Source organism: Limnohabitans sp. Rim8 (genome assembly GCF_943326455.1).
In the GTDB taxonomy this organism is placed as follows: domain Bacteria; phylum Pseudomonadota; class Gammaproteobacteria; order Burkholderiales; family Burkholderiaceae_C; genus Limnohabitans_A.
In genome coordinates this window covers 26,053-38,267 of the sequence record NZ_CALPTI020000022.1, presented here as the reverse complement: position 1 = coordinate 38,267, position 12,215 = coordinate 26,053, and the positions used below count along the sequence as shown (strand labels likewise).

General features: G+C 58.5%; 13 protein-coding genes and 1 tRNA gene. 3 read left to right on the top strand and 11 right to left on the bottom strand.

The window, feature by feature from the left end:
- Nucleotides 1-14: 14 nt before the first annotated feature.
- Nucleotides 15-638 carry an L-threonylcarbamoyladenylate synthase gene (locus Q1M54_RS13385; protein ID WP_300558026.1) on the bottom strand — a complete coding sequence of 208 codons (624 nt, stop codon included), beginning with the start codon at nt 636-638 and terminating at the stop codon, nt 15-17.
- Between the two features lie 57 nt (nt 639-695).
- Complete coding sequence (locus Q1M54_RS13380) at nt 696-1,550, bottom strand: 3',5'-nucleoside bisphosphate phosphatase (protein WP_300558024.1); 855 nt, start codon at nt 1,548-1,550, stop codon at nt 696-698.
- A gap of 149 nt (nt 1,551-1,699) precedes the next feature.
- Between Q1M54_RS13380 and Q1M54_RS13375 the strand changes: the two genes are divergently transcribed.
- Nucleotides 1,700-1,948 (top strand): YfhL family 4Fe-4S dicluster ferredoxin, encoded by a 249-nt coding sequence (locus Q1M54_RS13375; protein WP_019425839.1) that lies wholly within the window; start codon nt 1,700-1,702, stop codon nt 1,946-1,948.
- A 10-nt stretch (nt 1,949-1,958) separates the two neighbouring features.
- Here Q1M54_RS13375 and pth read toward each other — a convergent pair whose 3' ends face one another.
- The 7 genes from pth to Q1M54_RS13340 all read right to left on the bottom strand — a co-directional run bounded on the left by pth (nt 1,959) and on the right by Q1M54_RS13340 (nt 7,584).
- Nucleotides 1,959-2,603 (bottom strand): aminoacyl-tRNA hydrolase, encoded by a 645-nt coding sequence (gene pth / locus Q1M54_RS13370; RefSeq protein ID WP_300558020.1) that lies wholly within the window; start codon nt 2,601-2,603, stop codon nt 1,959-1,961.
- A gap of 113 nt (nt 2,604-2,716) precedes the next feature.
- Nucleotides 2,717-3,343 (bottom strand): 50S ribosomal protein L25/general stress protein Ctc, encoded by a 627-nt coding sequence (locus Q1M54_RS13365; protein ID WP_300558017.1) that lies wholly within the window; start codon nt 3,341-3,343, stop codon nt 2,717-2,719.
- A 99-nt stretch (nt 3,344-3,442) separates the two neighbouring features.
- Complete coding sequence (locus tag Q1M54_RS13360) at nt 3,443-4,420, bottom strand: ribose-phosphate pyrophosphokinase (protein ID WP_300558014.1); 978 nt, start codon at nt 4,418-4,420, stop codon at nt 3,443-3,445.
- A 41-nt stretch (nt 4,421-4,461) separates the two neighbouring features.
- Nucleotides 4,462-4,538 (bottom strand) — tRNA-Gln (locus Q1M54_RS13355).
- A 32-nt stretch (nt 4,539-4,570) separates the two neighbouring features.
- Nucleotides 4,571-5,416: a 4-(cytidine 5'-diphospho)-2-C-methyl-D-erythritol kinase gene (gene ispE, locus Q1M54_RS13350; RefSeq protein WP_300558011.1), complete on the bottom strand. Its 846-nt coding sequence runs from the start codon at nt 5,414-5,416 to the stop codon at nt 4,571-4,573.
- A gap of 28 nt (nt 5,417-5,444) precedes the next feature.
- Complete coding sequence (locus Q1M54_RS13345; protein ID WP_300558008.1) at nt 5,445-5,933, bottom strand: lipoprotein insertase outer membrane protein LolB; 489 nt, start codon at nt 5,931-5,933, stop codon at nt 5,445-5,447.
- A gap of 40 nt (nt 5,934-5,973) precedes the next feature.
- Nucleotides 5,974-7,584: a tetratricopeptide repeat protein gene (locus Q1M54_RS13340; RefSeq protein WP_300558005.1), complete on the bottom strand. Its 1,611-nt coding sequence runs from the start codon at nt 7,582-7,584 to the stop codon at nt 5,974-5,976.
- A 194-nt stretch (nt 7,585-7,778) separates the two neighbouring features.
- Here Q1M54_RS13340 and mutM point away from each other — a divergent pair, with 194 nt between their 5' ends.
- The gene (gene mutM, locus Q1M54_RS13335) at nt 7,779-8,594 is read left to right on the top strand and encodes a bifunctional DNA-formamidopyrimidine glycosylase/DNA-(apurinic or apyrimidinic site) lyase (protein WP_300558002.1); all 816 of its coding nucleotides are present in this window, start codon (nt 7,779-7,781) and stop codon (nt 8,592-8,594) included.
- Nucleotides 8,594-9,622 carry an A/G-specific adenine glycosylase gene (mutY, locus tag Q1M54_RS13330; RefSeq protein WP_300557999.1) on the top strand — a complete coding sequence of 343 codons (1,029 nt, stop codon included), beginning with the start codon at nt 8,594-8,596 and terminating at the stop codon, nt 9,620-9,622. The genes mutM and mutY overlap by 1 nt, the downstream gene beginning before the upstream one ends.
- Nucleotides 9,623-9,661: 39 nt before the next feature.
- Here the strand turns inward: mutY and rapZ are convergent, their stop codons facing one another.
- The gene (gene rapZ, locus Q1M54_RS13325) at nt 9,662-10,525 is read right to left on the bottom strand and encodes an RNase adapter RapZ (protein WP_300557995.1); all 864 of its coding nucleotides are present in this window, start codon (nt 10,523-10,525) and stop codon (nt 9,662-9,664) included.
- The gene (gene recN, locus Q1M54_RS13320; RefSeq protein WP_300557992.1) at nt 10,522-12,213 is read right to left on the bottom strand and encodes a DNA repair protein RecN; all 1,692 of its coding nucleotides are present in this window, start codon (nt 12,211-12,213) and stop codon (nt 10,522-10,524) included. The genes rapZ and recN overlap by 4 nt, the downstream gene beginning before the upstream one ends.
- Nucleotides 12,214-12,215: the final 2 nt, after the last annotated feature.

Sequence of the window (12,215 nt, the reverse complement as noted above, 5' to 3'; positions counted from 1 at the left end):
AGCGTCGGGTCTTTTTATAGGCCCAGCAGCGCCGGGTCGCCACGACCTTGGCGAATCACTTCAGGCGCGTCGCCACTCATGTCGATCACGGTGGTGGGCTCCAGCGAACAAGCGCCCGCATCAATGACCGCGCCCAAGTGGTGTTCAAGGCGCGCACGAATCTCATCGGGATCGTTGAGCGGCACTTCTTCACCGGGCATGATCAGGGTGGTGGCCAGCAAAGGTGCTCCGTGCAAGCTCAGCAACTCTTGCAGCACCTTGTGCTCGGGCACGCGCAGCCCAATGGTTTTGCGCTGCGGATGACTGACGCGACGAGGGACTTCTTTGGTCGCCTCCAAAATGAACGTGAAGGGTCCTGGCGTGGCTTGTTTCAGTGCCCTGTACTGGGGGTTGTCGACCCTGGCGTAGTTGGCCAGCTCACTCAAGTCGCGACACAGCAGGGTCAGATGATGTTTGTCGTCAACCCCGCGAATGCGGCGCAGTTGGTCTGCGGCGCTTTTGTCGTCCAGGTGGCAGACCAGCGCGTAGCTGGAGTCGGTGGGAACCGCCAAGACTCGGCCTTGATGCAGCAGTTGCACCGCTTGCTTGAGCAGCCGGGCTTGAGGGTTGTCGGGATGAACTGTGAAAAATTGGGCCATGGTTCTTCGGATTCAGTTCATCGCATGTTTGGCGCAGTGCCTGAGCACTGCGCTGCCTCACTGTATGCGGTCTGCCAGCAATTCCCAAACAGGGGTCAATTGGCCTGGCAAATAGGGCAGGGTGCCCAAGTCGATTCGGCTTTCATCGGGGCTGTGAAAGTCGCTGCCACGAGAGGCAGCCAAGTCGAACTCTAAAGCGGTCTCGGCATAGCGCACGGCTTCTGGCGAGGAGTGGCTGCCGGTGACGACCTCCACACCACGCCCGCCATGGGCTTTGAATTCGCTGAACAGTGCGTATTCCTCGTTGGGGGTAAAACCATAGCGTGCCGGGTGGGCAATGACCGCGATGCCACCGGCTTCGCTGATCCATTGCACAGCTTCTTGCAAGCGTGCCCACCGGTGGGGCACGTAGCCGGGTTTGCCTTCGGTGAGGAATTTGCGAAACACTTCTGAGGTGTCGCTGCACACACCGGTTTCAACCAAGTGCCTTGCAAAGTGCGTTCGAGAGATGAGTTCAGGGTTGCCCACATATTGCAAGGCGCCCTCGTAGGCGTTGAGGATGCCGACTTTGGCCAAGCCATCTGACATTTCCTGGGCCCGTTCACTGCGCCCACCTCGCGTTCGGCGCAAGCCTGCCACCAAAGCGGTGTTGTGGGCATCAAAACCCAAGCCCACAATGTGCACTGTCTGATGGGCAAAGGTGACAGAGATTTCAGTGCCGGTCAGGTACGGCAAACCCAGTGCTTTGGCCGCTGCCAAAGCCCTTTCTTGGCCTGCGACCTCGTCGTGGTCGGTCAGTGCCCAGAGTTCGACGCCGTTGGCTTTGGCACGTTCGGCCAAGGCCTCGGGGGTGAGGGTGCCGTCGGACATGACGGAGTGGCAGTGCAGGTCGGCGTTCATCATGCAGGTCATTTTAGGCGCATGCCGCAGTTCAAGAGTGGCTTGTGGGGTCTTGTTTTGCCTTCAGGCGGGTTGCGAACAGCCCTGCAATTCTTCGGGCTCAAGTCTGTGGCCGATAATTCGGCCATGACCCCCTTGCAGAATTTTGCGGAGCCCCAGCCATGGCACTGATGATCACCGACGAATGCATCAACTGCGATGTGTGTGAACCCGAGTGTCCCAACGAAGCGATTTATTTGGGCGAAGAAATTTACGAAATCAACCCGTCTAAGTGCACCGAATGCGTGGGGCACTTTGACGAGCCACAGTGTGTGCAGGTCTGCCCTGTGGCTTGTATTCCCGTCAACCCGCAACACATCGAAAACCAAGAGTCTCTTTGGGCCAAATACCGCCGCCTGCAAGCTCAGTGAGGCACAAGGCTCAGCCCTGAGCGTCGGGCTCGTTTTTCGGGGGCTGCGCCACTTTGGGTGGCTTGGGCGGTTTGGGCCTATGGGGTTTGCTGGTGTGGATTTTGACCATGGCTTTTTCCATGTCTCCAGCCAGCAACAGCGGCAAGGCCAGCAGCGCACGGTGGATGCTGTCGTCGATGGCTTTGCGGTGCTCCAGCATCGGCTTCTTCAAAACCCAGCTGACCACTTCGGCCTTGTCCCCGGGGTGGCCTACGCCAATGCGCAGGCGCCAATAGTCCGCCGTGCCCAGCTGGGCATGGATGTCGCGAAGGCCATTGTGCCCAGCGTGGCTACCGCCCAGTTTGAGCTTGGCTTCGCCCGGCAGGATGTCGAGTTCGTCGTGCGCCACCAAAATTTCTTGGGGCTGAATTTTGAAGAACCTGGCCAGCGCGCTGACCGACTTGCCCGACAGGTTCATATAGGTTTGGGGTTCAAGCAACCACAGGTTTTGGCCGTTGACGGTCGTGCGGCCCACCAGGCCGTGGTAACTGCGCTCGGGCACCAGCGACACCTTGAGGTCGCGGGCTACCGCGTCGATCCACCAAAAACCTGCGTTGTGGCGTGTCTCTTCGTATTCGTTGCCCGGGTTGCCCAGGCCGACTAGCAGTTTGATCATGGTGTCTGATTATCCTTGGTGCTGTGTGGGCTGTTGCAAAGCATGGGCACCAAGCAAAAGGCCCGCTTGCGCGGGCCTTGAAGGTGCAGGGCTTTGCTGCCCGGGCCAGAAGATTACTTCTTGCCTTTGCCCTTGCCTTTGGCGTCCACAGGAGCGGCCACAGGGGCTGCCACCACTTCTTCGACAGGCGCCACCACGGACACGAGGACCGGGTTCTTTTTGCCGTGCGTGATGGCTTTGCAGCCAGCAGGCAAAGTGATGTCGTCGAGGTGCAGTGATTTGCCCATGGTCAGGCCCTTCAGGTCCACCGCGATGAATTCGGGCAGGTTGGCAGGCAAGCAAGCCACTTCGATTTCAGTGGCAACATGGGTGATCGTGCACTTGTCGGTCTTGACGGCTTCAGACTCGTCTTGGCCACTGAAGTGCAATGGCACTTTCATGTGCAATGTGGTGTTGGCATCAACACGCTGGAAGTCGATGTGTTGCACCAACTGCTTGTAGGGGTGCATCTGGTAGTCACGCAGCAAGACTTTGCTGGACTGACCGTTCAGTTCCATGTCCAGGATCGAAGCGTGGAAGGCTTCCTTTTTCAGGGCATGCCACAAAGCATTGTGGTCCAGCTCGATCAGTTGGGGGGCCGATGTGGAACCGTAAACGATGCCAGGCGTGCGACCGGAATTGCGGAGACGGCGGCTCGCACCCGTGCCCTGCTTAGCGCGCTCAAAAGCGACAAATTTCATACATTTCTCCTTCTAGGGTCCACCGCGACCAGTGCGACCCTGACTCAAAAAAGCCAACCAGTCCATGAGGACGGCTGACCACTGGGGGCCCGTAACCGATCAGGTTTGATCGGAGAACAGGCTCATCACCGACTCGCCATGGGCAATCCGGTGGATCGTTTCGGCGATCAACGGAGCCACGGAGAGTTGGCGAATCTTGGAACACGCCGCGGCTTCGGCCGTCAGCGGGATGGTGTTGGTGACCACGACTTCGTCGAGGGCTTCGCCCTTGGCGATGCGGTCAATGGCCGGACCTGAAAAAATCGGGTGGGTGCAATAGGCGTAGACTTTTTTGGCGCCACGCTCTTTGAGAACTTCGGCAGCTTTGACCAAGGTCCCAGCGGTGTCAATCATGTCGTCCATGATCACGCAGTTACGGCCTTCGATTTCACCGATGACGTGCATGACTTCACTGACGTTGGCTTTGGGGCGGCGTTTGTCGATGATGGCCAGATCGCAACCGAGTTGCTTGGCCAAAGCACGGGCGCGCACCACACCGCCTACGTCGGGCGATACGACGATCAAGTTGTCGTAATTTTGCTGGCGCAGGTCGCCCAACAAAACAGGCGAGGCATAAATGTTGTCGACCGGGATATCAAAGAAACCCTGGATTTGGTCGGCGTGCAAGTCCATGGTCAGCACACGGTCAACGCCTACGGCCTGCAACATGTTGGCCACCACCTTGGCTGAAATGGGTACGCGGGTCGAGCGGGGACGGCGGTCCTGGCGGGCGTAGCCAAAGTAGGGGATGACGGCGCTGATGCGGCCAGCCGAAGCGCGTTTGAGCGCGTCGACCATGATCAGCAGTTCCATCAGGTTTTCGTTGGTGGGGGCGCAGGTGGACTGGACCACAAACACTTCGCGGGCACGAACGTTTTGCTTGAGCTCGACGGTGACTTCGCCATCAGAGAAACGGCCCACGTCGACCGCGCCGAGCTGAGTGCCCAAGTGCTTGGCGATTTCGGCCGCCAAAACAGGGTTGGCGTTGCCGGTGAACAGCATGAATTCGGGAGGAAGTGGAGCAGGCTGCATGTGCATTCCAGCGATCAGATAAAAGGGCCTGTACGTTTGAACGTATTTGGCAGGGGAAGAAGGACTCGAACCTTCGAATGCCGGAATCAAAATCCGGTGCCTTAACCAACTTGGCGACTCCCCTACACGGGTTGACTGCCAAAGACAGTCGACCGATCAACTTTCGCTGGATGCCCACCCCAATAAAGGGTGAGACTCCATGTTGCTGCAGTGGCGTGCCAGAAATCCATCGGGTACCGACATTTCAAGGGTGTTTGCGACGCAAGGGGCAAACACAGCACTGCCAGAGCCCGTCATTCTAGCTTTCAAACCGGCGGTTGTGAGCACTTGGAGTGCCTGTGTAACGCCTGCGCAAAGAGCTTGAGCAACAGGCTGCAAATCATTTTGACCAAAGTCATATGGGTCTGCAGCAAAGACCGAAATTATAGCAGCGTTTGTGTCGCGTTTCAGGCCAGGATGCCCAAAAATTTCAGCGGTATTGATGCCTTCTGGCGGTTTGATGACCCAAAAATCAGCGGGCGGAAGTTCGATGGGGGTGATTTTTTCGCCCACACCCTCTACCCAAGCATTGCGTCCGCGCAAGAAAAAAGGGACATCAGCACCCAGTTCAAGGCCCAGTTTTTCCAAGCTGACCAAGTTTAAATTCAGATTCCAGAGTCGGTTCAGAGCCAACAAGCAGGTGGCTGCGTCGGATGAGCCCCCGCCCATGCCCGCTTGAGCCGGAATTTGTTTGTCCACGGCGATGTGCACGCCATCAGTGCAGCCGGTGCGTTGCTGTAACAGGCCGGCTGCCCGGGTGATCAGGTCTTGGGCAGGCAAAGCCACGGTGAGGTCTTCTCGGCTGATGGCGCCACCTGAACGCTTTTCGAAATGCAGGGTGTCGCACCAGTCGATGAGCATGAAAACCGATTGGAGAAGGTGGTACCCGTCGGGCCTGCGCCCGGTGATGTGCAAAAACAAATTCAATTTGGCCGGGGCCGGCACATCGTGCAACGTTTTCATGGACGGAGTGTTTCTGTTTTTGAGCCGATCAGCGGTCCAAAGCGATGCGCAGCACGGTTGCGGGAGGCGGCAGGCGACGCTCTGCGGTAATTCGGCCTTGGGCGTGCTGTGAAAGGTCAACTTGCCAACCTGCCGCATCGGCGGGTCGACCTGCCATCCATTCGAACAAGGCTGTGATGGGCAGTTCTGTGCCCGTAAGCCCTTTGGCCAGATGTTGCAAGCTGGTGCTGTCGATCTGCTGTTGGCCCTGTTCAAGGCGGGCAAACTCTGGCTGCCATTGAAGGCGAGCCAAGGTGGTGCCAATCGGGCTGAGCAAAACCATTTGCCCAGATTGGGCAGAGCCCTGCAGTTCAAAGCCGGCACTCAAGGATTCAGGGGGGTCTTTGAGCACTTGAATGGCCAAGCGGCCAGACCAGTCAGCGCCAGGCGTTGAAACTTTGGGTTGTGGTGTGGCGCAGGCCGTTAAAAGCACAAGCCATGACCAAAAGCTCCATCGGCGTAAAACCTGTAACGTCATGGTGCTGGCTACGCAAAAGCCATATTGGGCATGAAGCGACTCATGGTTTGAACTGGAAACGCTTGAGCGTTTCGTTCAAGGTGTCGTTGTCGGACTTCAGGAGCAAACCTTCGCGCCAAATGATCGCCGCCGCGTCGCGTTGCCCCATGACCCACAGCACCTCGCCCAAATGGGCGGCTATTTCAGCGTCAGGCTTGGCTTTGTAGGCTGTCTGAAGCAGTTGCAGGGCTTCCGCCAGCTGACCTTGCCTGAAGGCCACCCAGCCCAAACTGTCCTGAATGTACGCATCGTTAGGAGCCAGCTGGAGTGCTTGTGTGATCAGTAGGCGGGCTTCGGGCAGGCGGATGTTTCGATCGGCAAGAGAGTAACCCAAGGCGTTGAAGGCATGCGGGTCATCGGGTTTTCGCTTCATGAGTTCGCGCAACAAACTTTCCATTTCGTCAAAGCGTTTGAGCTTTTCACAGACCATGGCCAACTCTGACATCAATTCGGTGTTTTGAGGGTTCTGGGCCAAGGTCTGTTTCACCAAGACGTAAGCGCTTGAGGCTTGTTTGTTGTCTCGCAGCCATTGCGACTGCACCAAGGCTTTTCTGATGGCCAGCTCTGGGGTGTTGGCTCTGATCTGCTCCAAAGTCTGGCGGGCTTCGTCCAGCCGGCCCTGTTGGGACAATAAATCCGCTTGTCGGCTGGCCAGTTTGATGGGGTCGGCATCGGCAGGCACTTGCGCCAACCATTGTTGGGCTTGCGTCCATTGGCCCTTGCGTTGGGCAATTTGAGCCAATCCCATCAAAGACTCGGTGAGGCCCGCAGGCGCTGATTTGTCTGTTGCCACAGCGGCCAGCGCCACATGTTTCGTCAGTTTTTGCTCGGCTAATGCCCATTGCCCTGTTTCAAGCAAAAGCAGGCCGTGTACCCACCAAGCATCGGCAAATTCAGGCTGGTCGGTATTGATTTTTTGAAGCTGCTCCAACGCCTGGGTGTATGAAAGCTGGCCTATGAGCAAGCGGGCATAGCCAAGGCGAAGCTCGGGAGGCACAGGGCCTTGCATGGCGCGGCTGATCAAGGGGGAAAGCTCGGTCGGTGCGGCGCCGACCAAACTCAGGGCCAAGATCAAGGGGCCGGAGGCCGTGGCGTCGGCTAACAAGGCTTGGCGGGTAGCTTCAACGGCCAGAGCCAACTGGCCTGCCTCGCGCCTCATTCTGCCCACCGTAGTCCATGCTGATGCGGCTGAGGGGGCTTGTTTTAAGGCAGTTTGGAGGGCTTTCTCGACCGTATCTGCGGCCAGTTTTTTGTCTTGAACGCGTGAGAACACTCTAGGAATTGACGCGATGGCTGTGTTTCTCTCATCGGCAGGCAGTTCTCGGATCGACACGGTCAAAGCCTGCCCGGCCTCATCCAAGCGGTTCAAGGCCAACAAAATTTGCAACAAGTAACGGTTGGCTTCAGAGGACTCGGGCAAGGCGCTTTTCCAGGCCTGTGCGGCTTGAAGCGCGGCATCGCCCGAACGCGACTGGAGTGCAACATCCACGGCCCGTTGGAACAGCAAAGGGTCTCGGGTTTTGCGTGCAGCGTCCAAAATAATGGAGAAGCCACTGCCCGGAGCGCCGCCCCTGACGTTCATTTCGCCCAACAACAGTTGGTAAAAAAGCATGGCGTCCAGCCCGGACTTTTGAGCCGCAGGCCGGTCTTTTGGGGCAGCAGATGGCGCGACGGATTGTGCCCATGCGCTGTGAACGCAAAGAAACATCAACGCGACTCGATACCAGGATTTCATGGCTTCATCATAATCCACGCATCCGCCGCCCAGCGCTGTGCGGCCCTTGTCCCTTTTTTGCGCCAGAGCCCATGCCTGAACTCCCCGAAGTTGAAGTTACCCGTCGCAGTTTTGCAGAACGCATCGCCTCGGCCCACATTTTGGCGCTGCAAATGGGCAAGCCCCTGCGTTGGCCCCTCGGTGTAACTGCTGCCAGTTTGGTAGGCCGGCAAATTTGGGGTGTTCGGCGGCGCGGCAAGTATCTTTTACTCGACCTTGATGAAGGCTTGCTCTTGGTGCACCTGGGCATGTCGGGCAGCCTGAACTTCGCACCCACCCAGCCTGAAGCCGGGCCGCACGACCACATGGACCTGGTGACCGACCGAGGCGTGCTGCGTTTGCACGACCCGCGCCGATTTGGGGCTGTGGTCTGGGCGCCGGGTGAAGACTCGCCCCAAGCGCAAAAGTTGTTAGGCCGTTTGGGAGTGGAGCCCTTGAGCGCTCAATTCGATGTCAGCGCTTTTGCCGAGGCCCTTAAAAAACGACAGACGGCCATCAAGCAAGTTTTGTTGGCGGGCAACGAGGTGGTGGGCGTGGGCAATATTTATGCATCAGAAGCTTTGTTCATGGCGGGCATACGGCCCACCACCAAAGCCGCGCGCTTGTCCAAGCCGCGGGTGGCCCGGTTGCATGCGGCCATCGTGCAGGTGCTGACCCGTGCCGTGGAGCAGGGAGGCAGCTCGCTCAAGGATTTCGTGAGCGCCGAAGGGCGGACCGGCTACTTTCAACTCGAAGCTGCGGTTTACGGCCGTGCGGGCGAACCCTGCCGTGTGTGCGCCGCGCCCATCAAGTCCATGCTGCAAGGTCAGCGCACCACTTTTTATTGCTCTTCATGCCAGAAACCGTGATGACTTTGCCCGAAGGTTTTGCAAGCCGCATGGTGGATTGGCAGCGCCTGCACGGCCGCCAAAGCCTGCCTTGGCAAAACACCCAGGACCCTTACCGCGTGTGGCTGTCTGAAATCATGCTGCAACAAACGCAGGTGAGCACGGTGCTGGACTACTTTCCCCGGTTTTTGGAGCGCTTTCCCGATGTGGCTGCTCTGGCGGCCGCACCGCAAGACGATGTGCTGGCGCTGTGGAGTGGGTTGGGCTATTACAGCCGCGCCCGCAACATGCACAAATGCTCCCTGGAGGTGATGGGGCGTTTTGGCGGGGCTTTTCCGCGCCGTGCCGAAGACTTGCAAACCTTGCCTGGCATTGGCCGATCCACCGCTGCCGCTATTGCAGCCTTTTGCTTTGGCGAACGTGCGGCCATTCTGGATGGGAATGTGAAGCGGGTGCTGACCCGTGTGCTGGGCTATGGCGCGGACTTGGCCATAGCCAAAAACGAAAAAGCCCTTTGGGCCTTGGCGCAAGAGCTGTTGCCCGCGCATGCGGCCGACATGCCGCGTTACACCCAAGCCTTGATGGACTTGGGTGCCACCGTGTGTTTGCCGCGCAAAGCGCAGTGCGAGGCTTGCCCGGTCATCACTGTCTGTCAGGCGCAGGCTCAAGGCAAGCCGATGGCTTATCCGGTCAAAACCCGCAAGCTCAAGCGCAGCAGTGCCACGCTGTGGTTGCTGTGGGCGGTGAACGATCTGGGCCAAGTGTGGTTGCAAAAAAGGCCGGACACAGGCATTTGGGCGGGCTTGTTCAGTTTGCCCGTGTTTGACTCAGAAGTGGATTTGCGGGCTGTTTGGGCAAATGGCAATGAGCCGCAGTACATTGCGCCTTGGAAGCATGTGCTGACGCACCGCGATTTGCATTTGCACCCGGTGCGATTGCACGGCTGCGTCCAGTCCGCGCCGGCATGCGAAGGTCAGTGGGTGGATGCTGACGCGTGGCCAGCGATGGGCCTGCCAGCGCCAATCAGATTTTTATTGTCGACGAATTGAAAGGTACCCCGCTTCGAATGCGGGATAACAGGTGACTCTTCAGAGCGCGTCCAATTCCCGGTGCCGCTTGAGGGTGAGCCAGCGGGTGCCAAAGCTTTGCGCCAGCTGCTCGACCATGAATACCGAGCGGTGTTGGCCTCCGGTGCAGCCGATGGCCACTGTGACATAGCTGCGGTGGTCACGTTCGATGGCCGGAATCCAGTGTTTTAAAAACCCCTCAATCTGCAGCTGCATCTGCACAAACTCTTCGGACTGCCTGAGGTAGGCTTGCACGGGTTCATCACGCCCCGTGAGAGGCTTCAGGGCGCTTTCGTAGTGCGGGTTGGGCAGCATGCGCACGTCAAACACATAGTCGGCATCGGTAGGGATGCCGCGTTTAAAGCCAAAGGACTCGAACACCAAGGTCAGTTGAGCCTTCGGCGCGCTGACCAAAGTCTTGATGTAGGTCTGCAGTTGGGCCGAGCGCAGCAAACTGGTGTCGATGACGTGGGCACGGTCTCGCAGATCAGCAAGCAGGGCTCGCTCAAATTGAATGGTCTCAACAAGCGCTTTGTCGCTTTGTGGTTTGTCTCCCCCTGACAAAGGGTGTTTGCGCCGAGACTCTGAATAGCGGCGCTGCAGCGTATCCGAGTTGGCATCCAGAAAAACCGATTTCACTGTCATGCCCATGTCGCGCAGCAAGGTCATTTGCTCGGGCATCAAATGCAGTGAGTTGGCGCTGCGCACATCGATCGCAATCGCCAAGCGTTGTTCTTTTTGCTGTTGTTCGAGTTTGACGAAGGGGATCAGCAACTCGGGCGGCAGGTTGTCGACGCAGTAATAGCCCGAATCTTCAAGAGCGTGCAGTGCCACCGATTTGCCAGAGCCGGACATGCCAGTGATGAGGATGATGTCCATGCTCAACTTTCTTCGAATTTCTGGTCAGAGGGTTGTGTAAGAGCGCCCAGCATTTCGCGGGCATGGGCCAAAGTGGTGGCAGACAACTTTTCGCCGCCCAGCATGCGGGCGATTTCTCTCACACGTTCTTCGCCTTTCACGCCGCGCACTTGGCTACTGACTTGACCTTTGACCGCTGCTTTGCTCACCAGCAAATGGTGATCGGCGCAGGCCGCCACTTGGGGCAGGTGTGTCACGGCCAGAACTTGGCGGTATTGACCCAGTTGTTTCATGAGGCGGCCCACGGTCTCGGCCACAGCACCGCCAACGCCGGAGTCCACTTCGTCAAAGATCAAGGTGCCGGCTTCGCCCAGCTCGCTCGTGGTCACCGCGATGGCCAGAGCGATGCGTGACAGCTCGCCCCCAGACGCCACTTTGCCCACGGGCCTTGGCGTGCTGCCCTCGTGGCCTGCCACCAGAAAACTGACTTCTTCGAGACCGTGTTGCGCGGGAGCATCCAAGCTTTGCAACTGCACTTCAAAGCGGCCGCCTTGCATGCCCAGTTGCTGCATGGCGCTGCTGACCGCTTGGGCCAAGGGCTTGGCCGCTTGCTGGCGCTGGCGTGAAACCGCTTTGGCTGCTTGCGTGCAAGACATTTGTGCCGTTTCTGCGGCCTTTTGCAAAGCAGCCAAATCAGCTGCAGCGTCGAGCTGGGCCAGCTCTTTGTGCCAGGTCTGCAATACCTGTGGTAATTCGTCGGGGGTCTTTTTATAGCGGCGGGCCAGAGACAACCAAAGACCCATGCGCTCGTCTAGGCGGCTCAACTGCGCTGGGTCCAGATCGGTTTTTCTCAAATAACTGTGCAGGCTGTGGGCCACGTCTTCGGCTTGGGCTTGGGCCGAATTGAGCACCTCGGCCAAGGCGTTGAATTCCGGCTCAAATTGCCCGAGTGACTGCAGAGTCTGGATGGCGCGAGACAGCTGGCGCAGAGCACCGCTTTCGCTGTCGTTGTCACCGCCTTCGAGCAGCAGCGTGCCTTGGTTGGCCCCATCCATCAAGGCTTGTGCATTGGCCAAGCGGCTGTGCTGGGTGCTCAGCTCTCGCCATTCGTCCATTTGCGGGTTGAGCTTTTCCAACTCACCGATTTGCCAGGCCAGCCGCTCGCGCTCGTTGGCCAGCGTGCTTTGTGACTGCTCTGCATCAGCCAAAGCTTGCTGCGCTTGCCGCCAGCTTTGCCAAGAGGCTTTGAGGTGGCGGGTGTCGATGCCGGCGTAAGCGTCCAGCAGTCCGCGTACCGCGTCAGGCCGAGTCAGACTTTGCCAGGCGTGCTGGCCATGAATGTCCAAAAGCTGCTCGCCCAGCTCGCGCAGTTGCGTGGCGGTGGCCGGGCTGCCGTTGATCCAAGCGCGGCTTTTGCCAGCGGTGTCCACAGTGCGCCGCAGCAGCAAAGAAGCGTTGGTATCAAAGCCCGCCGTCTCAAGCCAAGTTTGAATCGCGGGCGTGGGGTCGAATTCGGCGCAAACCTCACATCGGCTGGCGCCTTCTCGCACCACGCCCGATTCGGCTCGGGCGCCCAATGCCAGTTGCAGCGCATCAATCAAGATGGATTTGCCGGCGCCCGTTTCCCCCGTCAGGACGCTGAAGCCTGGCGTCAAGTCAAGCTCTAAAGTCTGCACGATCACAAAGTCGCGCAAAGTGATGTGCGTCAGTGCCACGG